This window comes from Isoptericola sp. NPDC056618, assembly GCF_042792715.1.
In the GTDB taxonomy this organism is placed as follows: domain Bacteria; phylum Actinomycetota; class Actinomycetes; order Actinomycetales; family Cellulomonadaceae; genus Isoptericola; species Isoptericola nanjingensis.
Map to the genome: position 1 here is coordinate 135,114 of NZ_JBHTVZ010000008.1, position 25,494 is coordinate 160,607.

At 74.4% G+C, this 25,494-nt stretch carries 26 protein-coding genes; 10 read left to right on the forward strand and 16 right to left on the reverse strand.

Features of this window, described 5'->3' with window-relative positions:
- Nucleotides 1–96 precede the first annotated feature (96 nt).
- The 5 genes from ACFQ8T_RS12005 to ACFQ8T_RS12025 all read right to left on the reverse strand — a co-directional run bounded on the left by ACFQ8T_RS12005 (nt 97) and on the right by ACFQ8T_RS12025 (nt 7,351).
- Nucleotides 97–1,158, reverse strand: a complete 1,062-nt coding sequence (locus ACFQ8T_RS12005) for a 1-acyl-sn-glycerol-3-phosphate acyltransferase (RefSeq protein ID WP_430546760.1) — start codon at nt 1,156–1,158, stop codon at nt 97–99.
- Entirely contained in the window at nt 1,155–2,024 is an 870-nt protein-coding gene (locus ACFQ8T_RS12010) for a patatin-like phospholipase family protein (protein WP_430546761.1), read from the reverse strand. Before ACFQ8T_RS12010 ends, ACFQ8T_RS12005 begins: the two co-directional genes overlap by 4 nt.
- Nucleotides 2,025–2,086: 62 nt before the next feature.
- Nucleotides 2,087–3,106 (reverse strand): hypothetical protein, encoded by a 1,020-nt coding sequence (locus ACFQ8T_RS12015; protein WP_430546762.1) that lies wholly within the window; start codon nt 3,104–3,106, stop codon nt 2,087–2,089.
- On the reverse strand, nt 3,100–3,687 hold the full coding sequence (locus tag ACFQ8T_RS12020) for a hypothetical protein (RefSeq protein WP_430546763.1): 588 nt from the start codon (nt 3,685–3,687) through the stop codon (nt 3,100–3,102). Before ACFQ8T_RS12020 ends, ACFQ8T_RS12015 begins: the two co-directional genes overlap by 7 nt.
- A gap of 133 nt (nt 3,688–3,820) precedes the next feature.
- A complete protein-coding gene (locus ACFQ8T_RS12025; protein WP_430546764.1) occupies nt 3,821–7,351 on the reverse strand; it encodes a proline dehydrogenase family protein in 3,531 nt (1,176 codons plus the stop codon).
- 53 nt (nt 7,352–7,404) lie between these two features.
- Between ACFQ8T_RS12025 and ACFQ8T_RS12030 the strand changes: the two genes are divergently transcribed.
- Nucleotides 7,405–8,250 carry a helix-turn-helix domain-containing protein gene (locus ACFQ8T_RS12030; protein WP_430546765.1) on the forward strand — a complete coding sequence of 282 codons (846 nt, stop codon included), beginning with the start codon at nt 7,405–7,407 and terminating at the stop codon, nt 8,248–8,250.
- Nucleotides 8,251–8,253: 3 nt separating this feature from the next.
- Here the strand turns inward: ACFQ8T_RS12030 and ACFQ8T_RS12035 are convergent, their stop codons facing one another.
- Complete coding sequence (locus tag ACFQ8T_RS12035) at nt 8,254–9,555, reverse strand: Nramp family divalent metal transporter (RefSeq protein WP_430546766.1); 1,302 nt, start codon at nt 9,553–9,555, stop codon at nt 8,254–8,256.
- A gap of 205 nt (nt 9,556–9,760) precedes the next feature.
- On the opposite strand from ACFQ8T_RS12035, the gene ACFQ8T_RS12040 reads away from it, so the two are divergent.
- The 3 genes from ACFQ8T_RS12040 (at nt 9,761) to ACFQ8T_RS12050 (ending at nt 12,783) form a co-directional block, all read left to right on the forward strand.
- On the forward strand, nt 9,761–10,354 hold the full coding sequence (locus ACFQ8T_RS12040; protein ID WP_430546767.1) for a biotin transporter BioY: 594 nt from the start codon (nt 9,761–9,763) through the stop codon (nt 10,352–10,354).
- Between the two features lie 255 nt (nt 10,355–10,609).
- A complete protein-coding gene (locus ACFQ8T_RS12045) occupies nt 10,610–11,893 on the forward strand; it encodes a Glu/Leu/Phe/Val dehydrogenase (protein WP_430546768.1) in 1,284 nt (427 codons plus the stop codon).
- Between the two features lie 41 nt (nt 11,894–11,934).
- Nucleotides 11,935–12,783 carry a putative protein N(5)-glutamine methyltransferase gene (locus tag ACFQ8T_RS12050; RefSeq protein WP_430546802.1) on the forward strand — a complete coding sequence of 283 codons (849 nt, stop codon included), beginning with the start codon at nt 11,935–11,937 and terminating at the stop codon, nt 12,781–12,783.
- On the opposite strand, the gene hemQ is transcribed toward ACFQ8T_RS12050, so the two are convergent.
- The 4 genes from hemQ to ACFQ8T_RS12070 form a co-directional block, all read right to left on the reverse strand.
- A complete protein-coding gene (hemQ, locus tag ACFQ8T_RS12055) occupies nt 12,743–13,507 on the reverse strand; it encodes a hydrogen peroxide-dependent heme synthase (protein ID WP_430546769.1) in 765 nt (254 codons plus the stop codon). The genes ACFQ8T_RS12050 and hemQ overlap by 41 nt on opposite strands.
- Before the next feature lie 19 nt (nt 13,508–13,526).
- The gene (locus ACFQ8T_RS12060; RefSeq protein WP_430546770.1) at nt 13,527–14,672 is read right to left on the reverse strand and encodes a ferrochelatase; all 1,146 of its coding nucleotides are present in this window, start codon (nt 14,670–14,672) and stop codon (nt 13,527–13,529) included.
- 80 nt (nt 14,673–14,752) lie between these two features.
- Nucleotides 14,753–15,238, reverse strand: coding sequence for a MarR family winged helix-turn-helix transcriptional regulator (locus ACFQ8T_RS12065; protein WP_430546771.1), 486 nt, complete (start codon nt 15,236–15,238; stop codon nt 14,753–14,755).
- A 66-nt stretch (nt 15,239–15,304) separates the two neighbouring features.
- Nucleotides 15,305–16,066: an isoprenyl transferase gene (locus ACFQ8T_RS12070; protein ID WP_430546772.1), complete on the reverse strand. Its 762-nt coding sequence runs from the start codon at nt 16,064–16,066 to the stop codon at nt 15,305–15,307.
- A 260-nt stretch (nt 16,067–16,326) separates the two neighbouring features.
- Between ACFQ8T_RS12070 and ACFQ8T_RS12075 the strand changes: the two genes are divergently transcribed.
- Nucleotides 16,327–17,100 carry a hemolysin III family protein gene (locus ACFQ8T_RS12075; RefSeq protein ID WP_430546773.1) on the forward strand — a complete coding sequence of 258 codons (774 nt, stop codon included), beginning with the start codon at nt 16,327–16,329 and terminating at the stop codon, nt 17,098–17,100.
- A gap of 25 nt (nt 17,101–17,125) precedes the next feature.
- On the opposite strand, the gene ACFQ8T_RS12080 is transcribed toward ACFQ8T_RS12075, so the two are convergent.
- The 3 genes from ACFQ8T_RS12080 to mca are packed head-to-tail and all read right to left on the reverse strand — an operon-like array spanning nt 17,126 to nt 19,313.
- On the reverse strand, nt 17,126–18,091 hold the full coding sequence (locus ACFQ8T_RS12080) for a carbon-nitrogen hydrolase family protein (protein WP_430546774.1): 966 nt from the start codon (nt 18,089–18,091) through the stop codon (nt 17,126–17,128).
- Complete coding sequence (locus tag ACFQ8T_RS12085) at nt 18,088–18,441, reverse strand: hypothetical protein (protein ID WP_430546775.1); 354 nt, start codon at nt 18,439–18,441, stop codon at nt 18,088–18,090. The genes ACFQ8T_RS12080 and ACFQ8T_RS12085 overlap by 4 nt, the downstream gene beginning before the upstream one ends.
- Nucleotides 18,438–19,313 (reverse strand): mycothiol conjugate amidase Mca, encoded by an 876-nt coding sequence (gene mca / locus ACFQ8T_RS12090; protein ID WP_430546803.1) that lies wholly within the window; start codon nt 19,311–19,313, stop codon nt 18,438–18,440. Before mca ends, ACFQ8T_RS12085 begins: the two co-directional genes overlap by 4 nt.
- Nucleotides 19,314–19,420: 107 nt before the next feature.
- Between mca and ACFQ8T_RS12095 the strand changes: the two genes are divergently transcribed.
- The 5 genes from ACFQ8T_RS12095 (at nt 19,421) to ACFQ8T_RS12115 (ending at nt 23,331) form a co-directional block, all read left to right on the forward strand.
- A complete protein-coding gene (locus ACFQ8T_RS12095) occupies nt 19,421–19,864 on the forward strand; it encodes a DUF4307 domain-containing protein (RefSeq protein ID WP_430546776.1) in 444 nt (147 codons plus the stop codon).
- 194 nt (nt 19,865–20,058) lie between these two features.
- A complete protein-coding gene (gene greA, locus ACFQ8T_RS12100; RefSeq protein WP_429764557.1) occupies nt 20,059–20,541 on the forward strand; it encodes a transcription elongation factor GreA in 483 nt (160 codons plus the stop codon).
- A 283-nt stretch (nt 20,542–20,824) separates the two neighbouring features.
- Nucleotides 20,825–21,451 (forward strand): diaminobutyrate acetyltransferase, encoded by a 627-nt coding sequence (ectA, locus tag ACFQ8T_RS12105; protein ID WP_430546777.1) that lies wholly within the window; start codon nt 20,825–20,827, stop codon nt 21,449–21,451.
- Nucleotides 21,452–21,571: 120 nt separating this feature from the next.
- Complete coding sequence (ectB, locus tag ACFQ8T_RS12110; RefSeq protein ID WP_430546778.1) at nt 21,572–22,882, forward strand: diaminobutyrate--2-oxoglutarate transaminase; 1,311 nt, start codon at nt 21,572–21,574, stop codon at nt 22,880–22,882.
- Between the two features lie 44 nt (nt 22,883–22,926).
- On the forward strand, nt 22,927–23,331 hold the full coding sequence (locus tag ACFQ8T_RS12115) for an ectoine synthase (protein ID WP_430546779.1): 405 nt from the start codon (nt 22,927–22,929) through the stop codon (nt 23,329–23,331).
- Nucleotides 23,332–23,415: 84 nt separating this feature from the next.
- On the opposite strand, the gene ACFQ8T_RS12120 is transcribed toward ACFQ8T_RS12115, so the two are convergent.
- From ACFQ8T_RS12120 to ACFQ8T_RS12130, 3 genes are read right to left on the reverse strand one after another with little or no spacing between them, the layout of a single operon-like run.
- Nucleotides 23,416–24,729: an RNA polymerase sigma factor gene (locus tag ACFQ8T_RS12120; protein WP_430546780.1), complete on the reverse strand. Its 1,314-nt coding sequence runs from the start codon at nt 24,727–24,729 to the stop codon at nt 23,416–23,418.
- Entirely contained in the window at nt 24,726–25,070 is a 345-nt protein-coding gene (locus tag ACFQ8T_RS12125; protein ID WP_430546804.1) for a YciI family protein, read from the reverse strand. Before ACFQ8T_RS12125 ends, ACFQ8T_RS12120 begins: the two co-directional genes overlap by 4 nt.
- Nucleotides 25,070–25,474: a YciI family protein gene (locus tag ACFQ8T_RS12130; RefSeq protein WP_430546781.1), complete on the reverse strand. Its 405-nt coding sequence runs from the start codon at nt 25,472–25,474 to the stop codon at nt 25,070–25,072. Before ACFQ8T_RS12130 ends, ACFQ8T_RS12125 begins: the two co-directional genes overlap by 1 nt.
- Nucleotides 25,475–25,494 lie beyond the last annotated feature (20 nt).

The window sequence follows — 25,494 nt, forward strand, 5'->3', positions numbered from 1 at the left end:
CGGGTCTCGGCGGCCGGGAGACCTTACACCCCTCGGCCGCCTCGGTGAACGGGGTGTTCAGCGCAGCTCGACGCTACGCCCGGTCGCCCGCCGCCGTCACTCGTACGGGGCGGCGGGACGCGCCGGGGCCTCGAGGCCCGCGGAGCGCTCGGTGATCCAGGCGTCCACGCGCTCCCACTGCTCGAACAGCCACAGCTCCCGCCCTTCGACGTCGGCGGGGAGGTCGTCGACGCGCGTCAGGGTGCCGCCCAGCACGATGGTCTTGTCCATCGGCAGCTCGCGCCAGATGTCCCTGACCGTGACGAGGCGGTCGAGGCCGGTGTGCGCGACGACCAGCACGGCGGCGTCCGGGGCGACGGCGTCGAGCGCGGACAGGAACCCGCCCGCGTGCGGCACCATGACGTGCGGCATGCGCTCGGCCCGGTCGGCGAGGGCGTCCTTGCCGCGGGCCCGGAGCGCCTCGATCCGCTGCGCGCGGCGCCGGGGCGTCACGTTCCCGCCCTCGGGGAACAGGACGAGCGCGTCGTCGGGGCCCAGGTCGGCCGAGATGCGCGTGATGGTCTCCGCGGCGCCGGGCTGCCCCGGTCTGCGGCGCGCCAGCGGCGTGACGAAGGCCGCGGGCAGCCGGCCCAGGAGGACGTCGATCGCCGGGTCCCACTGCAGCGTGTCCTTGAGGACGATGGCGGGCGCGCGGCGGGCGCGACCGAGGAGGACGTCGACGAGGATGAACGAGTCCCCCGGCCCGGCGTGCCGGCTGAGCACGAGGACGGGGACGTCGGGCAGCCTCGCTCCCTCCTCGACCTCGACGACGATGGTCAGCCGCAGCGTCCACCGCACCTGCCAGAAGAGGACGGCCAGCGCGGCCCGCGCCACGGCGACGTGCGCCCGCTGCACCCAGGGCCGGTGCATCGCCAGCCCGAAGCCGGACGCCACCCACAGCGCGAACAGCACCACCAGCGCGGCGGCGTCCCACAGCACGTAGAACGACAGCATCCACAGCAGCCGCAGCACCCGCAGGCGCCCGGGCAGCAACCAGGTCAGCGCGGCGCCGACCACCAGGGCCAGCATGATCGACGTCGGCACCAGCAGCACGGCCAGCAGCACCACGAGCGGCGCCAGCACGACCCGGCGGACCCACCGGGGCGGGGGCGCGATCACGGCTGCACCGGCGTGTCCGGCGAGGTCGTGTCCGGCCCTCCCGGCGGCGGCGCGGCCGCGAGGTAGTCGCGCGCGGCGGCGAACGACTGGGCGATGCGCGCCGCGGTGGAGTCCATGCGCCGGAACGCGCCGAGCTTCTCGTCCCCCGGCAGCGCGCCGCCGGTGGGCAGCACGTGCACGGTCGCGACCCGGCGGGCCTCCTCCAGCTCCCGGAAGTACCGGTGCCGCCGGGCGATCTCGAAGCTCACGCGCGCGACGTCGGAGGGTTTGGACGGCACCGTGAGCGGCTCCTCGACCCGCCCCACCTGCAGCACGTAGACGGTGGTCGCGCCGCGGCGCACGGCCTCGCCGAGCGGGATGGAGTTCACCATGCCGCCGTCGACGTAGTGCTCGCCGCCGATCTCGGTGGGCGGCAGCGCGCCCGGCACCGACGCCGACGCGAGGACCGCCTCGACCAGCGGCCCGGAGTCGAACCAGTGCTCCGACGCCCGCTCGATGCTCGCGGCGGCGACGACGAGCGGCACGGCGAGGTCCTCGAAGGTCGTCTTCTCGCCCAGGGTGCCGGCGATGAGCCGGCGCAGCGCGGCCGGGTCGTACAGGTGCGTGCGGGACTTGGCGAGGCGGCCGAGCTGCCGGTACCAGGCCTCGCCGTAGACCTCGTTCGCCGTGGGGGACGCCCATGCGGCACCGAGGCGGTCGACGACGGCGACGCTCGGGTCGGCCGCCACGGCGGCGCCGTTGATCGCGCCGATCGACGTGCCGACCACGAGGTCGGGGGCGACGCCCGCCTCGAACAGCGCCTGCAGCATGCCCACCTGGACGGCGCCGCGCACCCCGCCGCCGCCGAGCACGAACGCCACCGTCATGGCCGCGATCGTGCCACGGCGTCGTGCCGACGGCATCGCGACGAGGCCGACGGGTCAGCGCACTACTGGACCAGGACCTGCGCCTCGCCGATCGCGAGGGTCGACTCGCGCGTCTGGGCGGGCACGTCGATCGTGCCGTCCAGGCCGCCGCCCTCCCACTCCGCCGTCCAGTACGCCGTTCCCGTCACCGTGATGTTGCCGGAGCGCCGGTTCTCGGCCCCGTCGAACCCGCACGTCGGGGACGGGCGGGCGTCGCCGCCGCTGGCGGCCTCGGACCACTCCGTGTAGGGCGCGCGGGAGCCCGCGCAGGTGGTCGTGGCGTAGACCTCCCCGGTGTCGTCGTCGGTCAGCGTCCACACGATCCGGTCGAGCGTCCCGTCAACCGTGACGGTGAGGCCGCCGTCCGTCTCGGACTCTCGGATGGGGCCGGTCGTGTTCGCCGCCGGGTTCGACACCCACAGCCAGATCGGCATCCCCACGATCCCGATCGCGTTCCCGTCCACCTCCGTCGTCGGCGGCGTCGAGCCGATCTCGCCCATCGTCAGCTGCATCCGCGCGTACGCGCGCTCCGCCAGCTCCTCCGGGGTGGGACCCATGTCCGTGGGCGGCAGATCCGGTGAGTACTGCTGGCCGCCCGCGCAGAGGTACATGAATTCCGTGGCGTCGTCCATGCCCTCGATGCACTCATCCCGGGGGGGCGTGCACTGGACGATGTAGCCCTCGTCCTTGCCGTTCCAGATACCCGCGTCCTTGGGCGGCTGCGGGTTCGCCAGCTTGATGTAGCACGAGCCGTTGTAGACGCCAAGGCTGGTCACGCAGGGGATCACCTTGCCGCTGTAGCGGCACACCCACTCGCCGCCGCTGCCGTTGCTGACGCCGCTGCTGTCCGAACCGTCGTCGCCGTCGTCGCCGTCCTCGCCCGGGCAGGTCACCTCGCCTCCGACGTTGCCGTCATTGTCGGCGCCGCCACCACCGGTGCAGGGGTCGGCGACAGCGGAGACGGGGGCCGCTACCGACGGCGCGACGGCCACGCCGGTGAACAGCATCAGCACGGCCAGGACCCGCGTCACCTGCCTCAGCACGACTCCTCCGTGTCCGCCTCGCGGCTGTCGATGCCCCATCGGTCCTCCCCGCGCGCGCTCATCGTGTACACGACCGTGAACCGCTCCGGCACGCCCTCGGCCCGGGGGACCTTCGCGCCGTCCTTGTCGAGGGTCGTGACGCCGGAGGTGTCGTTGCACACCTCGAGGGTCACCCGCTCGTCCCCCGGCTCATCGCCGCCGGGGTCGAAGTCGCTCGCCTGCACGTCCGTGAAGGTGGCGGCGCCCTCGGTCGTCCAGCCGTCGGCGACGCGCTGCTCGTAGGTCGCCTGCTGCGCCTGCCACTGCTCGTCGTCGGTCCAGAAGCCCTGCATGACCTGCCAGTTCACGAAGCCGTCGTTGCCGACCTTCGCGCCCAGCTCGTAGAAGTCCTGCAGCGTCTGCTCGGCGGCCTCCACGCTCTCGCGCTCCTGCGCGTCCGGGGTGGGCGACGGCGACGGGCTCGGGCTGGCCGGCAGGGGCGCGGCGGGCTGGTCGGCCCCGGGCGAGCAGGCCCCCAGGACGCCGACGGCCGCGACGAGAACGCCGGCCACCAGGGCGGCGCGCGTCGGGGTCTGGTGCATGAGGGTCCTCTGCTCCGGTGCCGCTCGAAGCACGCGGGCACGTGGTGGGTCGGATCGGGCGCAAGGATACAGGCCAGGCCCCGCCGCGGGACAGCGAGTCCGTCCCGCGGCGGGGCCTGCTCCGGCCCTGGCGTCAGGCGTGCACGTGCCCGTACCGGTGGCGCGTGCGGCTGACGGCCTGCTCGCGCACGACGGCGAGCAGCTCGCGCCGGCCGCTGGCGACCACGGGCGCGTCGAGCACGGTCACGGTGCCGAGGCGCGTCGCGGCGGCCTCGCGCAGGCCCGGCGCGCGGCCGACCACGCGGACGCGCCCGGTGACGCGGCCCGCCGCGACGGCGGCGGCGAAGTCCGCGTGGGACGTCGGCGCCTCGTGCGGCACGCCCCAGCCGGAGTCCGTGTCGGGGACGACGACGGCCGGCACGCCGGCGCGCTTCGCCGCGGCGAGCACGCGCCGCACCTCGATCGGCAGGGCGCCGTCGCCGACGCGCACGGTGAGGCGGTCGATCGGCCGGTAGCGGAAGGTGTTCTCCTCCACCGTCAGGCCCGACTTGTCGTGCCCGACGCCGATCTCCGTGGCCCAGGCGGCGTCGTCCGACGCCTGCGCCGCGGCGAGCCAGCCCTCGGGGTCGTTCGTGCGCGACGGGAGGTCGGCGTCCGCCCACGCGCCGAGCTCGGCGACGTAGTTGGGGCCGCCGGCCTTGGCGCCCGGGCCCACGGCCGAGGCCTTCCAGCCGCCGAACGACTGCCGCTGCACGATGGCGCCGGTGATGTGCCGGTTGACGTACACGTTGCCGGCCTCGACGCGGTCGAGCCAGGTGGCGATCTCGTCGTCGTCGAGGGAGTGGATGCCCGCCGTGAGGCCGAAGTCGACCTGGTTCTGGAGGCGGATCGCCTCGTCCAGGTCCTTGGCGGTCATGATGCCGAGCACGGGGCCGAACACCTCGGTGAGGTGGAAGAACGACCCCGGCGCGACGCCGTCGCGCAGGCCCGGCGACCAGAGCCGGTCCGCCTCGATGCCGGCCGCGGCGGCCGCGTCGTCCAGGCGACGCGGGCGCACGAGCCACGACTCCCCCGGCTCGAGGGTCGTGAGCGCGCGCAGCAGCTTGCCCTGCGCGGGCTCGGTCAGCGGCCCCATGACGGTGGACAGCTCGGTGGGCGAGCCCACCGCGAGCGACTGCACGGCGTCGACGAGCTGGCGGCGGAACCTCTTGCCGGTCTCGGTGGACGGGTCGCCCACGGAGCCGACCAGGATGACCAGCGACGCGGCCGAGCACTTCTGCCCGGCGTGGCCGAAGGCGCTCTTGACCAGGTCGGACACGGCGAGGTCGAGGTCCGCCGACGGCGTCACGACCAGCGCGTTCTTGCCCGACGTCTCCGCGAGCACCGGCCGCTCCGGCCGCCAGGAGGCGAACAGCTCGGCCGTCTCGATGGAGCCGGTGAGGATCACGCGGGCGACGTCGGGGTGCGTCACGAGGTGCTGGCCGAGGTCGCCGTCGGGCACCCGCAGGAACTGCACGACGTCCCGCGCGACCCGGGGGTCGAGCCCGATCTCCGGCGCCACCTCGTCGAGCGCGGCGTGCACGGCCTCGATCGCGAGCTCGTAGCAGCGCGGCGTGGTCGGCGCCGGCTTGGCGAGCACGGTCGACCCGGCCGCGAGCGCCGCGAGGGCGCCGCCCGTGGGGATGGCGACCGGGAAGTTCCACGGCGGGGTGACCAGCGTGACGCCGTCGGGCGTGAACGTGGCGCCGTCCACCTGCTCCAGGGCCTCGGCCATCGCGGCGTAGTAGTTGGCGAAGTCGATCGCCTCGCTGACCTCGGGGTCGGCCTCGGCGACGGTCTTGCCGGGCTCGTGCACCATGGCGGCGACGAGGTCCGTGCGGCGGGCCTCGAGCTCGCGCGCGGCGGCGCGCAGCACGCGCGCGCGGTCGGCGGGCGCGACGGCGCCCCAGGCGCCCTGGGCGGCGACGGCGCGGGCGACGGCGTCGTCGATCGCCTCGGTCGAGGCGACCTCGGGAGCCTGTACCGGGACGAACCCGGAGTCCGGCCCGACGACGCTGCGGGCCCACGCGCGGTGCGCGGCCACGGCGGGGTCGGTGTCGACGGCGTTGCGGAACGGCTCCGCCGTCGGGCAACCGGCGGCGGTGGGCGCGGTGGCCCCGCCGGCGAACCGGTCGCGGCGGCGCGGCGCGACGTCGACCGGCCGGTAGTGCACGCCGTCCCGCACCGACGCCCGGAACGCCAGCTCCTGGCGCTCCATCGGGGTGGCCTCGACGCCACCCGTCCCGGCCGCGGGCGCGAACGCGGCGTGCAGGAAGTTCTGCTCGGCGGCGTTCTCCTCGAGGCGGCGCACCAGGTAGGAGATCGCGACGTCGAAGTCCTCGTCGCGCACCACCGGCGTGTACAGCACGACGTGGCCGCCTTCCTTGGCCACCTCGTCGCGCACGAGGCGCGCCTCGATGGGGGCCATGCCCTGCAGCATCTCGATGTCGAGGCCCTCGGTGACGCCGCGGCCGCGGGCGAGCAGCACGGCGAGCGCGACGTGGAAGAGGTTGTGCGACGCGACGCCGAGGCGCACGGCCGCGGTGCGGTCGGCGCGCAGGTGGTGGTCGAGGATGCGCACGTAGTTGGCGTCCACGTCCGGCTTGGTGGGGTACGGCGCCTGCGCCCAGTCGTGCAGCTCGGCCTCGACGTGCTCCATCGCCAGGTTGGCGCCCTTGACGAGGCGCACCTTGATGCGCGCGCCGCCGTCGGCCACGCGCTTCTGCGCGAACTCGGTGAGCTCGTCGAGCGCGCCCATCGCGTCGGGCAGGTAGGCCTGCAGCACGATGCCGGCCTCGAGGTCCTTGAACTCCTCGCGGTCGAGCACCTGCGTGAAGACCGCGGTGGTCAGCGCGAGGTCCTTGTACTCCTCCATGTCGAGGTTGAGGAAGACGCCGTGGTCGCGCGCGGCCCGGTACAGGGGCAGCAGGTGCTCGACGACGCGCTCGCGCGAGCCGTCCAGGTCCCAGGTGACGAGCTGCGCCGCGACGGAGGACACCTTGACGGAGACGTAGTCGACGTCGGGCCGGCGCACCAGGTCGATGGTGCGCTGCAGGCGGGCGGCGGCCTCGTCGTCGCCGAGCACCGCCTCGCCGAGCAGGTTGACGTTGAGCGTGTAGCCCTCGGCGCGGGTGCGGGCGAGGTGCGCGGTGAGGCCCTTGCCGGCGTCCGCGACGAGGTGGCCGACGAGCTGGCGCAGGCGCACGCGCGCGGCGGGGACGACGACGGACGGCAGCACGGGGGCGACGACGGCGCCGACCTTGAACAGGGTGCGGTCGACGGGGCCGAGGAAGGTGGCCGAGCCGGCGTCCCGCCCGAGGCGGGCGAGCGCGGTGGCGGCGACGCCGACGTCCTGCGGGCGCGCGACGTCGTCGACGAACCCGACGGCGAGCTCGAGCCCGGCCGGGTCGGAGACGAGCGAGCCGAGCCGCTCGGCGGTGGCGCGCGTCTTCCGGTCGGCGCGGGTGGTCGACCCGGTAGCGCCGGAGGAGCCGGAGGCGACGGCGATCCAGTGGTGGGCGAGGGCGACCGCGTCCTCGACCAGGGCTTCGGCGCCCGCGTCGGTGGGGGCGCTCTGCACGGCGGAAGGGGTGGCGCCGCCGCGCGCCGGAACGGAGGTACTCATGCCCCCAGGGTGCGCCCTGGGGCCGGGGCCCGTCTTGTACGATCGGGCGCGCGATGGGAGCAGATTCCGACAACACCACCGGCACCGCGGGCGACGCCCAGGGAGAGCCCGTCGGCGACCCCTCGCCGGTCGGCGCCGAGGCCGCGGCGGACGTCCCCGGCACGGCGGCTCTCATGGCCGCCCTGTCGCCCGTGATGGTGGACCTCATGGACGAGCTGTCGGACGTGATGTTCTGCGCCAAGGACGCCGACGGCCGCTACCTCGCCGTGAACCAGGTGTTCGTGCGCCGCACCAACGAGCGCTCCCGCCGCCAGGTGCTGGGCCGCCGCGCCGTCGACCTGTTCGTGCCCGAGCTGGCCGAGCGCTACGAGGCGCAGGATGCCGAGGTGGTGCGCACGGGCCGCCCGCTGCGCAACGAGCTGGAGCTCATCCGCCGGGTGGGCGGGACGCCCGGCTGGTTCCTCACCGCGAAGCTCCCCGTGCGCGACGCCGCGGGCCGCGTGGTCGGCCTCGTCTCCGTGTCGCAGGACCTGCGCTCGGGCGACGCCGACGACGCGACGATGGACGCGATGGCCCGCCTGGTGGCCGCCGTCGAGCGGCACCTCGACGCCTCCCCCGGCGACCCGCTGTCCGTGGCCGACCTGGCGCGACTGTCGGGCAGCACGCCCGCCGTCCTGGACCGCCGGGTGCGCAAGGTCTTCGGGCTCTCGCCGCGCCAGCTCGTGCTGCGCACGCGGGTGGACCGCGCCGCGCACCTGCTGACGTCCACGACCACGCCGCTCGCGGAGGTCGCCGCCGCGGCGGGCTTCTACGACCAGCCGTCGTTCACCCGCACGTTCGCCCGGCTCACGGGCGAGACGCCGTCGTCGTTCCGGCGCCGCGCCCGCGCCGCGGGCTGAGGGTCACCCGCCGAGCACGGGCGCGAGCGCCTCGACCAGCTGCTGCACGCCGAGCACCACGAACATCAGCGTCACCAGCCCGAGGATCACGTTCGTCAGCGGCCGGTTGCGCCACCGCTCCGGCACCCGCGACGAGTTCATGAGGATGAGCAGCGTGACCGCCAGGAACGGCATGAACAGCGAGCCGAGCGCGCCGTAGGCGACGACGAGCGCGATGGGCTTGTCGAGCAGGAGCAGCAGCATCGGCGGGAACGTGAGCCACAGGATGTACGCCCTGTAGTAGCTGCCGCCGGCCTTGCGCCGCGGGTCGTCCTCCGCCAGCCCGCGGACCGTGGCGACGAAGTCCGCGAACATCAGCGAGACGCCGTTCCACACGCCCAGCACGGACGAGAACGACGACGCCCAGAAGCCGACGAGGAACAGCGGCGCCATGAACGCCCCGTACCGCTCGGCGAGCACGTCGGACAGGTCGACCAGGCCGCCCTCGCCGTCGGCGACCGTGATGCCGGAGGAGTACAGCAGCTCGGCGCCCACGATGAGCATGGAGATGACGAAGACGCCGGAGATCACGTACGCCATCGCGTTGTCGATGCGCATGACCTTCATCCAGCGCGGCGCGTACCAGCCCTTCTCCTTCAGCCAGTACCCGTAGGCCGCCAGCGTGATGGTGCCGCCGACGCCGCCGGCGAGGCTGAGCGTGTAGAGGATCGATCCCTCCGGGATGCGCGGCACCAGGCCGCCGAGGATCTGGCCGAGGTTCGGCACCGTGAGCACCGCGGAGCCGACGATCGTCACGAACATGACGCCCACGAGCACGGCGATCACGACCTCGAACATCTTGTACTTCCCGAGCCAGACGATGGCCGCGCCGATCAGGCCCATGCCGATCGCGAACCAGATCAGGTCGACCTGCGGGAACAGCGCGACGAGCGGCAGCGCCGAGCTCGACATCGCCGCGGCGCCGTAGCTGAAGCCCCACACCACGATGTAGACGCCGAAGTAGACGCTCGCCCACGCGCCCAGCGACTTCCAGCCGTCGAAGATCGTGCGGTTCGTGGCGAGCGACCAGCGGCCCGCGCCCTCCACCAGGACGATCTTGATGATCACGCCGAGGACGGCCGCCCAGAGCAGGGTGTAGCCGAACTTGCTGCCCGCGACGAGCGTGGCGACCAGGTCCCCCGCGCCGATGCCCGTGGCCGCGACGACCAGGCCGGGGCCGACCAGCTTCCAGCGGGGGCGTTCCACGTCGGAGCCGTGGTCGAGGTCTCGGTCGAGGGCGGGGGGTGTGACGTCCTTGTCAGCCATGTCGCCGGAGGCTACCGCACGGAGGTTCCAATCCTGTGACATACCGGGCGCGTCGGCGGGCCCCGCTGCACGATTCCCACAAAGGAGCCGCCCCAGCACGCCCGCTGCCCCGCCGCGTGTGTACGACCTGCACAAACAGACGCCCCCGAGCGTTGGTCCACCTCGGTCATGACCGCGGCCGCCGTCCGCCCCTAGCGTCGTCGTCATGACCGCAGCCGCCCTCCCCCTCTCCCCCGCCCGCCCGCGCCGCGTCCTCGCCGACCTGCTGCCCGGGGCGCTCGCCCGCGACGCCGTCCTCGTCGTCGCGGTGGCCGCCCTCACCGCGCTGGCCGCGCAGGTCGTCGTCCCGGTGCCCGGCCTGCCGGTGCCGCTCACCGGCCAGACGTTCGCCGTCCTGCTGGGCGCCGCCGCCCTCGGCCCCTGGCGCGGGGCCGCCGCCCAGGCGGTCTACCTCGCCGCCGGCGTCGCGGGCCTGCCCGTGTTCGCCGGCGCGACGGCGGGCTGGGAGTCCGTCGCCGGCGCGTCCGGCGGCTACCTCGTCGGCTTCCTCCTGGCGGGCGTGGTCGTCGGGGCGCTCGCCCGCCGCGGCGCAGACCGCCGCGTGCTGTCCACCGTCGGCGCCTACGCGCTCGGCACCCTCGCCGTCTACGCCGTGGGCGTCCCGTGGCTCGCGGTGAGCACCGGGATGCCCGTGGGCGCCGCGCTGCTCTCCGGCGCCGTCGTCTTCCTGCCCGGCGACGCGCTCAAGGCCGCGCTCGCGGCCGCCCTGCTGCCGACCGCCTGGCGGTTCGTGCGCTGAGGCGCACCCCGGTGCCGCCGGTCGAGCTTGTCGAATCGCCGTCCCCCGGTCTCGACAAGCTCAACCGGCGGCATCGTCGGGTCAACGCCCGGACACGGCTCCGTAAGGCGGCGGGTTTCGCCCGCTGAAGGGTGCGCGGGAGCGGCTACGGTGGGCGCCGAGGCCCACCATCCCGGGCCGCGCCAACCCTGCCGGGGCCCCTACCCGGGGACCTCGGCACCGTGTCCTGGAGGACCCGTGACGACGACGACGTCGATGACCTCGACACCCCTGCCCGACACCCCGGCCGCGCCGCGGGCGAGCTCCCCGCTCGACACGGCGCACAGCCAGCTCGCCAGCGCCGTGGCCGTGCTCGGCTACGACGAGGGCCAGCGCCAGATGCTGGCCACCCCCCGCCGCGAGATCCACGTGGCCGTGCCGCTGCGGCGCGACGACGGCGAGACCGTCCTCTTCCACGGCTTCCGCGTGCAGCACAACATCACCCGCGGCCCTGGCAAGGGCGGCCTGCGCTACGCGCCCGGCGTCGACATCGACGAGGTCCGCGCCCTCGCGATGTGGATGACCTGGAAGTGCGCCATCGTCGACCTGCCGTACGGCGGCGCCAAGGGCGGCGTCGCCATCGACCCGCGCGACTACTCGACGGCCGAGCTGGAGCGCGTCACCCGCCGGTACACGTCCGAGATCATGCCGATGATCGGCCCGGACACCGACATCATGGCGCCCGACATGGGCACCGACGAGCACACGATGGCGTGGGTCATGGACACCTACTCCGTGAACCGCGGGTACACGATCCCCGCCGTCGTCACCGGCAAGCCCCTGGCGCTGGGCGGCTCCCGCGGCCGCGGCACCGCCACCAGCGCCGGCATCGTGCACGTCACCGCCGCGGCGCTCGGCGAGGCCGGCGTGCCGCTGACCGACGTCACCGTCGCCGTGCAGGGCTTCGGCAAGGTGGGCTCGCACGCCGCCGCGATCTTCGCCGCGCGCGGCGCGACCGTCGTCGCGGTGAGCGACCAGTACGGCGGGCTCCGCAACGACGCGGGCCTCGACATGCCCCGGCTCCTCGCGCACGTCGCGGCCACCGGCTCCGTCGTCGGCTTCGACGGCGCCGACCCGCTGTCCAACGCCGACCTGCTCGGCCTCGACGTCGACGTGCTCGTGCCCGCCGCCGTCGAGGGGGTGCTCGACGGCGTCACCGCCGGCACCGTGCGGGCGCGCTGGGTGGTCGAGGGCGCCAACGGACCGACCACCACGGACGGCGACAGCGTGCTCGCCGCGAACGGCGTCACGGTCGTGCCGGACGTGCTCGCCAACGCGGGCGGCGTCGTCGTCTCCTACTTCGAGTGGGTGCAGGCCAACCAGACCTACTGGTGGTCGGAGGAAGAGATCGCCGACCGCCTCGAGCACCGTATGACCTCCGCGTACGGCGACGTCTCCGCGCTCGCCAAGCGCGAGGGGCTGTCCCTGCGCGACGCCGCGCTGGTCATCGGCGTGCAGCGCACCGCCGAGGCGCACCGCATCCGGGGGCTGTACCCCTGAGCACCGACCGGACGGACCCCGCACCGCCCGCGGCCGACGACCTGGGACCCGACCTGGAGCCCCTCGTCGCGCGGCTGCGGGCGGCGGGCTGCGTGTTCGCGGAGGACGAGGCCGCGCTGCTGCTCGAGGCGGCCGTCGACGCCGTCCGCCTCGAGGGCCTGGTCGCGCGGCGCGCGGGCGGCGAGCCGCTGGAGCACGTGCTCGGGTGGGTGGAGTTCGCCGGCCGACGCTGGTCGGTGGGCCCCGGCGTGTTCGTGCCCCGGCGCCGCACGGAGCTGATGGTCGCCGCGGCGCTCGCGCTCCCCGCCCCGGCCACGGTGCTCGACCTGTGCTGCGGCTGCGGCGCGGTGGGCGGCGCCGTGCTGCTGGGGCTGCGCGCCGCCGGGACCGATCCCGTGCTGCACGCGAGCGACGTCGAGCCCGCCGCGGTCGTGCACGCCCGGCGCAACCTGGCCCCGCTCGGCGCCGCCGTGCACGAGGGGGACCTGCTGTCCGTCGTCCCCTCCGTGCTGCGCGGCCGCGTCGACCTGCTGCTGTGCAACGCGCCCTACGTCCCCACCGACGCCATCCCGACGATGCCGCCCGAGGCGCGAGACCACGAGCCCGCGGTCGCGCTCGACGGCGGCACCGACGGCCTGGACGTGCTGCGCCGCGTCGTCGCGGCGGCACCGGGCTGGCTCGCCCCGGGCGGGTCGCTGCTCTTCGAGGTCGGCACGGACCAGGTGCCCGGCGCGACGACGCTCGTCGAGGCGCACGGGCTGAGCGTCATCGTCGTCACCGACGAGGATCCGGACGACGACGCCGCCACCGGCGGCACCGTCGTCGTCGCGACCCTGGACGCGAGCGGGGTCAGGCGCGGGGCTGCTTCTCCGCCCAGTCGGCGAGGGTGACGCGCGGGCCGGTGAAGAACGGCACCTCCTCGCGCACGTGGCGCCTGGCCTCGGTCGCGCGCAGGTCGCGCATGAGGTCGACGATCCGGTGCAGCTCGTCCGCCTCGAACGCCAGCAGCCACTCGTAGTCGCTCAGCGCGAACGTGCTCATCGTGTTGGCACGCACGTCCTTGTACCCGGCCGCGGCCATGCCGTGGTCGCGGAGCATCGTGCGGCGCTCGTCGTCGGGCAGCAGGTACCAGTCGTAGGAGCGCACGAACGGGTAGACGGAGAGGTAGTCGCGGGGGCGCTCGCCGGCGAGGAACGCAGGCACGTGGCCCTTGTTGAACTCGGCGGCGCGGTGCAGCGCCACGACCGACCACTCGGGCGCCAGGGACGCGCCCAGCCTCGACGCGCGCAGCCGCTGGTAGGCGCCCTGCACGGACTCGACCGACGGGCCGTGCACCCACACCATGAGGTCGGCGTCGGCGCGGAGGCCGGCGACGTCGTACACACCGCGCACGACGACGTCGCCCTCGGCGCGGGCCGGGTCGCGGGCGTCGTCGGGCTGGCCGTCCCAGAGGGCGGCGTCCGCCTCCGCGGCGATCTCCGCGCGCTCGGCGTCGCCCGCCGGCAGCGGCTCGGCGGTGGAGAAGACCGCGATCATGGCGTACCGGATGGACTCGTTGATCGAGGCGGCGTCGACGGTCTCGCCGGTGTCGCCGTGGATGTGGCTGTCGGTCATGACGTCCTCTCGGGGCGGGTCAGGAGTGCAGGTCGACGCTGCACAGGGCGGGGATGCCGCTCGGCTCGCCGTCGCGCCGCAGGCAGCAGCCGGGCGCGCACACCGAGCGGAAGGCGGGGAGGTTGCCGACCGTCTCCTCCACGACCTCCTCGCCGCGGGCGATGGCCGCGCGCTCGAGGAGCAGGTCCACCAGGCCGGACACGAACGCCGGCCGGGTGCCGACGGTGCCCGCCCGGACCGCGGTCATGCCGAGCTCGGTGGCCGTGGCCATCGCCTCGGTGTCGAGGTCGTAGGCCACCTCCATGTGGTCGGACACGAACCCGATCGGGGACAGGACGACGTCCTTGAGGCCCTGACCGGCACGCTCGGTGAGCAGGTCGTTGACGTCCGGCTCGAGCCACGGCTGCGACGGCGGGCCGGAGCGCGAGCAGTACGCCAGCTCCCACTCGACGGCGTGCCCGCGCACCTCGGAGACGACGGCGGCGATGACGGCGGCGACGTCGAGGTGCTGCGCGGAATAGGTGGCGTGCGAGACCTGGGACGCCGCCTCCATCGTGTCCGGGATGGAGTGCGTGACGAAGACGAGCTTCGCCGCGGCCGGGTCGCCGCCCTTCGCCTCGAGCGCCTCGTAGCCCTCGAGGACGGCCTCGGCGTTGGCCGCCACGAAGCCCGGGTGGTTGAAGTAGGAGCGGATCTTGTCGAACTGGACACCCGTGGAGCCGTTCGCGCCGAGCTGCCCGCGCTTCTCCAGCGTCACGGCGAGGTCCTCGCGGTACTGCCGGCAGCCGGAGTAGGACGAGTAGGCGGACGTGACGAGCGCGACGGCGCGCTTCACACCCAGGCGCTCGAGCTCGTCGATCGCGTCGGTGGTGTAGGGCTCCCAGTTGCGGTTGCCCCACACGACGGGCAGGTCGAGACCCCGCTCGGCGAGCTCGGCCTCGAGCGCCGCCTTCAGCGCGAGGTTCTGCTCGTTGATGGGGCTCTTGCCGCCGAAGCCGTAGTAGTGCTCGCCGACCTCCTCGAGCCGCGAGTCGGGGATCCCCTTGCCGGCGGTCACGTTGCGGAGGAACGGGACGACGTCCTCCGGCTTGTTCGGACCACCGAAGGAGTACAGGAGCAGGGCGTCGTACGGGCCGGCATCGGCCGACTGGGGGGTCAGCGACATGACTGCCATCATGGCACCGGCCCGAGGCTCGGCCCGCCGAGAACGGCCCCCGGCCGACGTGACGTTGATGGCACGCGTTGTCATCTCCGGTCAGGGATGTCCGCCTGCGCCAGCCGGAGCCGGTCCAGCAGGTCGCGCAGGTGCTCGAGCTCCTCGCCCGGCAGGGCTGGGCCAACGTACTCCGCGATCGTGCGCACGTGCGCCAGGCCGGTCTCGCGCTGCCGCCGCGCCCCGTCCGCGGTGAGGCGCACCAGGGTGCCGCGGGCGTCGTCCGGCGGCACCGACCGGGTGACCAGCCCGCGTCCCTCGAGCCGCTCGACCATCCGCGACAGCGACGACTGGGCGATGAGCATCCCCTCGTTGAGGTCGCGCAGCCGCAGCTCGCCGCCGGGCGCGCGGGACAGCGTGAACAGGACGTCGTACTCGCGCATCGACAGGTCGCGCCAGATGTCGTCGGCCTGGAAGCGGCGCATGAGCGTGACCTGCGCGCGGAACAGCGACTCCCAGGCCTCGGCGGCGAGGCGGACGTCGGGCGCGGGTCGGGTCTCGTGGTCGGGCGGGGTCACCGTGGCAGTGTGCCCCACCCGCCGGTGGTCGAGCCCGTCGAGACGCAGAACCGGGTCGCGACAGGCTCAGCGGCCGAGGCGCCGCTCCCGCCGGGAGAAGTCGCGCAGGGCGCGCAGGAAGTCGACGCGGCGGAAGTCGGGCCAGTACGCCTCGCAGAAGTACAGCTCCGAGTGCGCGCTCTGCCACATGAGGAAGCCGCCCACGCGCAGCTCGCCCGACGTGCGGATGACGAGCTCCGGGTCCGGCTGTCCCTTGGTGTACAGGTGGGCGGCGATGTCGTCGACGTCGATCCGCCCGGCCAGCTCCTCGAGCGACGCCCCGGTGGCGGACTCCTGCTTGAGGTACGACCGGACGGCGTCGGCGATCTCGTGCCGGCCGCCGTAGCCGACGGCGACGTTCACCTGCAGGCCCTGGACGTTCTTCGTGGCCTCGGCCGCGGACCGCACGGCGTCCGCGAGCTCGCCCGGCAGCAGGTCCAGCCGGCCCACGACGCGCAGGCGCCAGCGCCCCGACTCCGCGAGGTCCTGGACGGCGTCACGGATGATGTCGAGCAGGTCGGCGAGCTCGGACGCGGGGCGCGCGAGGTTGTCGGTGGACAGCATCCAGAGGGTGACGACCTCGACGCCGAGCTCCTCGGCCCAGCCCAGGAACTCCGCGATCTTGTCCGCCCCGCGCCGGTGCCCCGTGGCCGCGGTCTCGCCGAACGACCGGGCCCACCGCCGGTTCCCGTCGAGGATGACGCCGACGTGCCGGGGCGTCTGCGCCGGCGGCAGCGAGGCGGCCAGGCGCCGCTCGTACAGGCCGTAGAGCAGGTGGGGCATGCGCACGCGGGACCTCGAGGGTTCGGGCCGGGCCGCGGGCGCGCGACGGCGCAGGCGCCCGGCGGGGGCGGGACGGACGGAGAGCGGGACAACGGTACCGCTCCCGTGGACCCGCAGGTCCAGGGCCTGGCGGACGCCCGGCGACGCCCCGCAACCCCTGCGCACGATCTTCACGGCGCGGGGTCACTGCGCCCGCGCCGCGTCCCCTACGCTGACGTAACCTACGGATGCGTAGGTTCAGCGCGTCCGATCGAGAAGGAGCACCCGTGGCAGCAGCCGCCCAGCCGAACGGCCACCGGGCCGACCGGCTCGACGTCGACGACGTCAAGGAGGTCGCCCGCGAGGCGAAGGGCGTCGTGGGCGACGCCGTGCAGACCGTGTCGGCGGCGGCCGCCGGGAAGGCAGCCCTCCTCAAGCCGCACCTGCGTGGCTGGATCCACGCCGTGACGGCGCCGCTGGCGCTGGCCGCCGCGATCGTGCTCGTCGTCCTCGCCGACACCACCGCCGACAAGGTCGCGTGCGCGATCTTCGGCGTCACCGCCGTCATGCTCTTCGGCACCAGCGCGGTCTACCACCTCGGCACCGGCACCTGGTCGCCCCGCACGGCCGCCGTCCTGCGACGCCTGGACCACGCCAACATCTTCCTCATCATCGCCGGCACCTACACGCCCCTGGCCGTGATGCTGCTGCCGCGCGGCACCGCCACCGTGCTCCTCGCCGTGGTCTGGGGCGGCGCGATCCTCGGCCTCGTCGGGCGCGTGCTGTGGATGAGCGCGCCGCGCTGGCTCTACGTCCCGGTGTACGTGGCGCTGGGCTGCGTCGCCGTCGGCTACATCCCGCAGTTCGCCGCCGCGGGCGGCGCCGCCGTCGCCTGGCTGGTCGCCTCGGGCGGTATCGCGTACATCCTCGGCGCCGTCGTGTACGGCACCAAGTTCCCGAACCCGTCCCCGCGCTGGTTCGGGTTCCATGAGATCTTCCACGCGCTCACCGTGGTCGGCTTCACCTGCCACACCGTGGCGATCTACCTGGCAGCCCTGTAGCCGCGCACGGCCGGTCCCGGCGGGCTCAGCCCGCGGGCACCACCAGGTAGCGCCGGTTCGCCAGCGACGGGTTCTGCAGGCGCACCTGGGCCAGCGGCTCCGGGTCCAGGTCCACGGTGCGCACCTGCGGGGTCTCGTCGAGCTCGAGGCCGACGACGCCGTCCGGCCCGGCCAGGAGCGACCGGCCCACCAGCCCGGGGCCGGACATCCCGACGCCGATCACCACGGCCGTGTTCTCGATGGCCCGCGCGCGGATCAGCGTGCGCCAGTGGTCCGCCTTGAGCGGGCCGTCCACCCACGCCGCCGGCACGACGATGACGTCGGCCCCGGCGTCCACGAGACGGCGCGCCGACTCCGGGAAGCGCAGGTCGTAGCAGGTGACGACGCCGAACGTGAGGTCCCCCAGCCGCAGCACGAGGGGCGGCACGCCGGGCGGGCCGGGCTCGAGACGGTCGGACTCTCGCGTGCCGAACGCGTCGTAGAGGTGCACCTTGCGGTAGGCGCCGACGACGGCGCCCGTCGCGTCGACCGCGACGACGGTGTTGAACGCGCGCGTCGGCGGCCCGGGCGGCGAGCCCACCGTCGGCGTCGTCCCGGTGATCGCGGGCAGCGAGCCCGTCACCGCGGGGAACGACCCCGTCACGGCGGGGAACGCACCGCTGACGGCGGGGAACGCGCCGGTCACGGCCGGGTGCTGGCCGGAGCTCGCGGCCGGGGCGCCGTAGGCGGGCAGGGTGGTGCCGGCCACCACCGCGATGCGGTACCGCGCGGCGTGCTGGCGCAGGGCGGTGACGAACGGGCCGTCGAGCGGCTCGGCGTGCTCGACGCCGACGCCGTGCGGGTCGTAGCCGGAGGAGTACTCCGGCAGCACGAGCAGGTCCGCGCCCACGCGGCCGGCGGCGAGGAAGGCCTCGGCGACCGCCTCGCGGTTGGCGTCGTGGTCGGCCGTGATCGCGAGCTGGCCGACCGTGACCCGCACGCTGGCGCTCATCGACCGGGCTCGCCGTCCGTGCCGTCGCCCGTCCCGCCGTCGCCGGCTCCGCCGTCGCCGCGCGGCCCGGCACCGTCGGGCGCGGCGCCGGGCGCGCCGGAGCCCCGCCCCGGGCCCTGGAGCCCGAAGTGCTTGGGTTCCTCGAGCGGGATGCCCTGGTCCTCGGCGTTGCGCTGCGCGCGGCGCAGGTGCCGCGTGAGCGACAGGAAGAGCAGCACGCAGGCGACGGCCACGGCGAACGTCGCGACGAACCCGGCGAGGCCGGGCGTCACCTGGAGCTCGTCCGGCCCCTGGCTCGGGCTGGGGCTCGGGCTCGGCGCGGCGGCGAGCAGGGTCCAGACGGCGCTCATCGGACCTCCTCGCGGAGGCCGGCGAACAGGTCGTCCTCGGGCAGCGACGTCGGCACCCGCGAGTCGGCGAGCTCGTACTCCTCCGTGGGCCACACGTCGGCCTCGAGGTCGCGCGGGACGGCGAAGAAGAACCCGTCCGGGTCGATCTGCGACGCGTGCGCCACGAGGGCCGCGTCCCGCTGGGCGAAGAAGTCCGCGACGGCGACGTGCGTCGTCGCCTCCCGCTCGGGGATCTCGCGGGCCGCGCGCGACTCGATCCAGTCGCCGAACGGCGACTCCAGGCCGGCACCCTGCATCGCCTCGTGGACCGCGCGCATGCGCGCCATCGAGAAGCCGTGGTTGTAGTAGAGCTTCAGCGGCTCCCAGGGCTCCGCGCCGCCCTCGACGACGTACCGGGAGGCGTCGCCCGCCGCGTGGTAGGCCTCGAACGACACCTCGTGGCACTTGATGTGGTCGGGGTGCGGGTATCCGCCGGACGGGTCGTAGGTCGTCATGACGTGCGGGCGGAACTCGCGCACCAGCTCGACGAGCGGCGCCGCCGCCTCGTCGAGCGGCACCAGGCCGAACGAGCCCTCGGGCAGGGGCGGCAGCGGGTCGCCCTCCGGCAGCCCGGAGTCCACGAAGCCGAGCCAGGTCTGGCGCACGCCGAGCGCCTCGGCCGCGGCCGCCATCTCCAGGCGGCGGACCGCCAGGCGGCCCTCGATGCTGTCGAACTCGTGCCCCTCGGGCACCTGGAAGCTCGGGTTGAGCACGTCGCCCCGCTCCCCGCCCGTGCAGGTCACGACGAGCACCTCGACCCCCTCGGCGGCGTACCGCGCGGTGGTCGCGGCACCCTTGCTGGACTCGTCGTCCGGGTGCGCGTGCACCGCCATCAGACGCAGGGGCTCGGGCCGCGGGGTGGGCGACACGGAGGAGGCGGAGGACAAGGTCCCTCCCGGGGTGACGGGTCGGCGTTGAGGTTCAGGGACAATGGTGCACCATGAGCGAGCCCGTCAGCCCCACTCCCCCCGCCGACCGGTACGGCACGTCGCGTGCCGGACAGGGCGGTCGGCAGGACGGCCGACGCCCGCTCGGCACGGGGGCCAAGGTGGCCATCGGCGCCGCCCTCGCGGCGGCGGTCGGCGTGGCCGCCTGGTTCTCGGTCGAGCAGACCCGTCGGGACCCCGTGACGGTGGAGATGGTGGGCTTCGACGTCCGCGACGCCGAGCAGGTCGACGTCACCTTCCAGGTGCACATGCCGCCCGGCACGACGGCGGTCTGCGACGTGGAGGCGCTCGCGCAGAGCTACGCCCAGGTCGGCACCCTCGAGGTGCCCGTCGGCCCGGCCGAGCAGCAGACCTCCACGTACTCCGTCACCGTGCGCACGTCCGAGGAGGCGACGACCGCGGTCGTCGAGTCCTGCGACGTCCCCGACGCCTCCTGAGACCACCCCGAACCCGACGTCCCGACCGGGATCACCCTGTTCGCCCAGGGCAGAGGCCTGGGTTCTGGCGCCCGCCCGGGCTATCCTGAGGGATTCACACGCAGTCCTGCCCCAGCCGACGCGCGTGCCGACGCCCGTCGGTCGCCCGCGCACGGCCGAAACAGGCCATCGAGCACCACGAAAGGAGAGCCCTCGTGACCGAGAGCACTGTCACCTGGCTCACCCAGGAGGCTCACGACCGGCTGCAGGCCGAGCTGGAGCACCTCTCCGGCCCCGCCCGCACCGAGATCGCCGAGCGCATCGCCGCCGCCCGCGACGAGGGCGACCTCAAGGAGAACGGCGGCTACCACGCCGCCCGCGAGGAGCAGGCGAAGAACGAGGCCCGCATCCGCGAGCTCACCGAGAAGCTGCGGCACGTGCAGATCGGCACGCCCGCGGACGACGGCGTCGTGGAGGCCGGCATGGTCGTCACCGCGGTCGTGGCCGGGGACGAGATGACGTTCCTGCTCGGCTCCCGCGAGATCGCCGGCACCACCGACCTCGACGTGTACTCGCCGACGTCGCCGCTCGGCGCCGCGATCGACGGGCACCGCATCGGCGAGAAGGTGGCCTACACCGCGCCGAACGGTCGCGAGATCCCCGTCGAGATCCTCAAGGCCACGCCCTTCGCGGGCTGACCTCCCCCGGGCCCTGCCCGGCACCGACGCATGCCATGGGCGTGCCCGTCCCGACGGGCACGCCCATCGTCGTCCCCGGCACCGCCCGGTGACTTCACCCCCAGCGGTCTCATCATCCGAGACGGATGGCGATCCATAGAACCGTCGATGATCCGTCGATGGTCAACACGACCTTTCGTTGCGCTGCCAACGATCAGGGCCTCGCCGCCATGCCCGACCGGTCGAGGAATGGTCATGGCCAAGGTGAAGTTTCCCCCGTGATGCGTCTATGGTCGATGGCGGTATGGACACGACGGACACCGCAACGACCAACCATTCGACCGACGACAGCTCGACCGACAGCCTGGCCGACGACACGGCGTCGTCCCGCGCCGCGGAGCCCCTCCCTGGCCTCACGGTGCGCGCGCCGACGACGCAGGACGGCGCCGCGATGTGGCGCCTGGCGCGCGACTCGGGCTCGCTCGACCTCAACTCCTCCTACGCCTACCTGCTGCTCGCGGACCACTTCGCCGCGACCTGCCGCCTGGCGTTCCTCCCCGACGGCACCGACCGCACCGGCACGGAGGGCGAGCCCGTGGGCTTCGTCTCCGCGTACCGGCTGCCGGCCGACCCCGCGACGCTGTTCGTGTGGCAGGTCGCCGTCGACCCGCGGGCCCGCGGCCGGCGCGTCGCGGGGCGGCTGCTGGACGCCGTCGTCGACGCGGCGGTGGAGGGCGACGGCCCCGCCGTCACCCGGCTGCACACCACCGTGACCACGGACAACGCGTCCTCGCGGCGCGTGTTCGCGCGATGGGCCGCCGAGCGCGGCGCGACCCTGCGCGAGACGACGGGCTACGAGGCCGCGCACTTCCCCGACGGCCACGAGGCCGAGCCGCTGCTGGTGATCGAGGGCATCCGCCCTCCCCGTTGACGTCCGTACCTCTCAGGTCCCCAGACCTCGGGCTGCGCCGGTTCGGCGCGCAGGTGACGACGCAGCCCTCTCCACCACAAGACACCGCACCGGCGCGCACCACCTCAAGGAGTGTCCTTCGTGACAACCCCGACCGTCCCCACCACCGAAGCGTCCGCCGCCGACGACCCGCTGGGCTTCACCGCCCTGGAGTCCGAGGTCCGCAGCTACTCGCGCTCCTGGCCCGTCGTGTTCGACCGGGCCTCGGGCGCGACGGTGCACGCGGAGGACGGTACCGAGTACCTCGACTTCTTCGCCGGCGCCGGCACGCTCAACTACGGGCACAACAACCCGATGCTCAAGCAGGTGCTGCTGGACTACCTCGCCGACGACCGCATGGTGCACACGCTGGACATGTTCACCTCGGCGCGGCGCGAGTTCCTGGAGACGTTCAACGAGGTGATCCTGGAGCCGCGCGGGCTGGACCACAAGGTCGTGTTCCCCGGCCCGGGCGGCGCCAACGCGGTGGAGGCGGCCCTCAAGCTGGCGCGCAAGGTGACGGGCCGCGAGTCGGTCATCAACTTCACCAACGCCTTCCACGGCATGACGCTGGGCGCGCTGTCCGTGACGGGCAACTCCATGAAGCGCGGCGGCGCCGGCGTCCCCCTGGTGCACGCCACCCCGATGCCGTACGACGACTACTTCGACGGCGACGTGCCCGACTTCGTGTACCTGGAGCGCCTGCTCGAGGACAGCGGCTCGGGCCTCAACGCGCCCGCCGCCGTCATCGTCGAGACGGTGCAGGGCGAGGGCGGCATCAACGCCGCGCGCGCCGAGTGGCTGCGCGGCCTGGCCGACCTGTGCAAGCGCCACGACATCCTGCTGATCCTGGACGACATCCAGATGGGCTGCGGCCGCACCGGCAAGTTCTTCTCGTTCGAGGAGGCCGGCATCGTGCCCGACATCATCTGCCTGTCGAAGTCGATCTCCGGCTACGGCCTGCCGATGGCGCTCACCCTCGTGCGCCCCGAGCTGGACATCTGGGAGCCGGGCGAGCACAACGGCACCTTCCGCGGCTTCGCCCCCGCCTTCGCGACGGCGTCCGAGGCGATCCGGACCTACTGGACGGACGACACGCTCGAGACGGCCACGATCGACAAGGGCGCGCTCGTCGAGGCGCACTTCAACTCCCTCGTCGCCCGCTACGGCGACGACGTGCTGGTCGCCAAGGGCCGCGGCCTCGCGCGCGGCCTGCAGACGCCCGACGGCGAGACCGCGGGCCGCATCTGCGACGAGGCGTTCTCCCGCGGGCTGCTCATGGAGACCTCGGGCCCCGACGGCGAGGTCGTCAAGCTGCTGCCGCCGCTGACGATCACCTACGACGAGCTGCAGCGCGGCCTGCGCATCATCAGCGACTCCGTGGCCGCCGTCCTGCCCGCGCCGACGGCCTGACCCGCACCCGACCCACCGCACCCGAACCACCGGAGGTACCACCCATGCTCGTGCGCACGCTCGACGAGATCACCGACACCGACGCCGACGTCAAGAGCGAGAACTGGCGCTCGAAGCGGATCATCCTGGCGAAGGAGGGGGTCGGCTTCTCCGTGCACGAGACCACCCTGTACGCCGGCACCGAGAGCTTCTTCTGGTACGCCAACCACATCGAGGCCGTCTTCATCACGTCCGGCGAGGGCGAGATCGAGGACCTCGGCACCGGCGAGGTGCACCAGCTGAAGCCCGGCTCGCTGTACCTGCTCAACGACCACGACAAGCACAAGGTGCGCCCGCGCACCGACATCACGTGCGTGTGCGTGTTCAACCCGCCGGTCACCGGGCGCGAGGTGCACGACGAGAACGGCGTCTACCCCCTCGTCACCGAGCCCGAGGCCGCCGCCGTCTGACCGGCCCGACCAGTTGTGGGTGGGATCGTGGCCCTGTTTCGCGACGAAACAGGGCCACGATCCCACCCACGACGTCTTCTTGGGTCAGCGGCCGCCGATTGCGGCGAGGCGGGCGCTCAGGAGGCGCCGGTCGCCCTCGCGGTCGACCTGGTCGAGGGCCCGGCGCAGCTCGACGAGGGCGTCGGCGGGGCGCCCGGCGCGCGTCAGCAGGTCCGCCCGCAGGGCCGGCAGCAGGTGGTAGCCCGCCAGCGCCGGGTCCTGCGCGACGGCGTCGACGGCGGCCAGACCGGCGTCGGCGCCGTGCACCTCGGCCACGGCCACGGCCCGGTTGAGCGCGACGACGGGCGACGGCGCCAGGTCGAGCAGCACGTCGTAGAGGGCGAGCACCTCCGCCCAGTCCGTCTCCGCCGCGGTCGCCGCGCGGCAGTGCAGCGCCGCGATCGCGGCCTGCACCTGGTACGGCCCCGGTCGGCGTGCTGCGAGCGCCGTGTCGAGCACCGCCAGCCCCTCGTCGATCTCGTCGCCGTACCACCGCGTGCGGTCCTGCTCCGCCAGGGTCAGCGCGACGCCGTCCTGCCCGGTGCGCGCGTCGCGGCGCGCGTGCTGCAGCAGCAGGAGGGCGAGCAGGCCGCGGGCCTCGGGCTCGTCCGGCAGCAGCCGGGCGGCGAGCCGGGCCAGCCGCACCGCGTCCCCGGCCAGCGCGCGACGCTCGGCGCACCCCTCGACCTCGTCGGCGGGCTCCGCCCAGGCGTCGTAGCCCTCCGTGAACAGCACGTAGAGGACCGCGAGCACCGCGTCCGTGCGCCCGGCGAGCAGCGCCGGCGGCGGCACCCGGAACGCGATGCCGGTGGCACGGATGCGCCGCTTCGTGCGCACCAGCCGCTGGGACATGGTCGCCTCGGGCACGAGGAAGGCGCGCGCCACCTGCCCCGTCGTCATGCCGGTGAGGGAGCGCAGCGTCAGCGCCACCCGGCCGTCGAGCGGCAGGGCCGGGTGGCAGCACGTGAACAGCAGACGCACCAGGTCGCCGTCCGGGTCGTCGGGCGACCAGCCCTCGTCGTCGAGGCCGCGCTCGACCTCGTCGTGCACGCCGTCGCCGGCCCGCCCCGGCCCGTCGACCCGCTCGCCCCGCCGCACGGCTGTCGCGCTCTTCTCCGCCTCGACGCGGCGGCGGCGCAGCACGTCGAGGGCGTGCCGCCGCGCCGTCGTCGTGAGCCACGCGCCGGGCCGGTCGGGGACGCCGTCGCGCGACCAGGTGCGCAGCGCCGCCACGAACGCCTCCTGCGCGGACTCCTCCGCGAGGTCGAGGTCGCCGGTGGCGCGGGCCACCGCGCCGAGGACGCGCCCCCACTCGCTGCGGAAGGCGTCCTCGACGGCGACGGCGGCCGGCGCTGTCACGCCGGTGCGCCCCCGTCGGTCGGCCAGAACGGGTGCACCTCGACCGTGCCGCCGCCCCGGCTGCCCGGGTGCTCGGCGGCGATCGCGAGCGCGGCCTCGAGGTCGGGCGCCTCGACGACGTCGAACCCGCCGATGACGTCCTTCGTCTCGGTGAAGGGGCCGTCGGTCACCAGGGTGCGGCCGTCGGACACCCGCACGCGCCGGACGTCGGCGGCCGGCCGCAGCCGCTCTCCCAGGATGCGCGAGCCGTCGGCGTCGTGCCGGCGCACCCAGTCCTCGATGTCGGCGTCCGGACCGCGGTCGGGCACGTCGGGCTCGATCACCAGCAGCAGGTACCGCATCACGCGCCCCCGTCCGTCGAGCCGGCGCCCTCGAGGCCCAGCGGCCAGAACGGCCGCAGCTCGATGGCGCCCGCGTGGGCCATGGGGTGCTCGGACGCGATGGTGATCGCCGTGTCGAGGTCGGGCGCGTCGAGGACGTCGAACCCGCCGATCGCCTCCTTGGTCTCCGAGAACGGCCCGTCGGTGACGAGCGCGCGCCCGCCGCGCACCCGCACCCCGACCGCGTCGGCGGGCGGGCGGAGCCGGTCGCCGAGCACGGCGGCGCCGCTGCCGTAGTACTTCTCCACCCACCCCTCGATGGGCGGCGCGCCCGCGGTGTCCTCCGGCCGCAGCTCCGGGTCCTCGGGGGTGGACAGCACCAGCATCAGGTAGCGCACGACGATCTCCTTCGGTCGGTTCCTCATCCTGCACGGCCCTCGTGGCC

What these genes read in the sequence shown, in the direction of transcription:
- ACFQ8T_RS12010 (WP_430546761.1), bottom strand. Translation starts at nt 2,024, where the DNA reads ATGACGGTGGCGTTCGTGCTCGGCGGCGGCGGGGTGCGCGGCGCCGTC.
- ACFQ8T_RS12020 (WP_430546763.1), bottom strand. Translation starts at nt 3,687, where the DNA reads ATGCACCAGACCCCGACGCGCGCCGCCCTGGTGGCCGGCGTTCTCGTC.
- ACFQ8T_RS12025 (WP_430546764.1), bottom strand. Translation starts at nt 7,351, where the DNA reads ATGAGTACCTCCGTTCCGGCGCGCGGCGGCGCCACCCCTTCCGCCGTG.
- ACFQ8T_RS12030 (WP_430546765.1), top strand. Translation starts at nt 7,405, where the DNA reads ATGGGAGCAGATTCCGACAACACCACCGGCACCGCGGGCGACGCCCAG.
- ACFQ8T_RS12035 (WP_430546766.1), bottom strand. Translation starts at nt 9,555, where the DNA reads ATGGCTGACAAGGACGTCACACCCCCCGCCCTCGACCGAGACCTCGAC.
- ACFQ8T_RS12040 (WP_430546767.1), top strand. Translation starts at nt 9,761, where the DNA reads ATGACCGCAGCCGCCCTCCCCCTCTCCCCCGCCCGCCCGCGCCGCGTC.
- ACFQ8T_RS12045 (WP_430546768.1), top strand. Translation starts at nt 10,610, where the DNA reads ATGACCTCGACACCCCTGCCCGACACCCCGGCCGCGCCGCGGGCGAGC.
- hemQ (WP_430546769.1), bottom strand. Translation starts at nt 13,507, where the DNA reads ATGACCGACAGCCACATCCACGGCGACACCGGCGAGACCGTCGACGCC.
- ACFQ8T_RS12060 (WP_430546770.1), bottom strand. Translation starts at nt 14,672, where the DNA reads ATGTCGCTGACCCCCCAGTCGGCCGATGCCGGCCCGTACGACGCCCTG.
- ACFQ8T_RS12080 (WP_430546774.1), bottom strand. Translation starts at nt 18,091, where the DNA reads ATGAGCGCCAGCGTGCGGGTCACGGTCGGCCAGCTCGCGATCACGGCC.
- ACFQ8T_RS12085 (WP_430546775.1), bottom strand. Translation starts at nt 18,441, where the DNA reads ATGAGCGCCGTCTGGACCCTGCTCGCCGCCGCGCCGAGCCCGAGCCCC.
- mca (WP_430546803.1), bottom strand. Translation starts at nt 19,313, where the DNA reads ATGGCGGTGCACGCGCACCCGGACGACGAGTCCAGCAAGGGTGCCGCG.
- ACFQ8T_RS12095 (WP_430546776.1), top strand. Translation starts at nt 19,421, where the DNA reads ATGAGCGAGCCCGTCAGCCCCACTCCCCCCGCCGACCGGTACGGCACG.
- ectA (WP_430546777.1), top strand. Translation starts at nt 20,825, where the DNA reads ATGGACACGACGGACACCGCAACGACCAACCATTCGACCGACGACAGC.
- ACFQ8T_RS12115 (WP_430546779.1), top strand. Translation starts at nt 22,927, where the DNA reads ATGCTCGTGCGCACGCTCGACGAGATCACCGACACCGACGCCGACGTC.
- ACFQ8T_RS12125 (WP_430546804.1), bottom strand. Translation starts at nt 25,070, where the DNA reads ATGCGGTACCTGCTGCTGGTGATCGAGCCCGACGTGCCCGACCGCGGT.
- ACFQ8T_RS12130 (WP_430546781.1), bottom strand. Translation starts at nt 25,474, where the DNA reads ATGAGGAACCGACCGAAGGAGATCGTCGTGCGCTACCTGATGCTGGTG.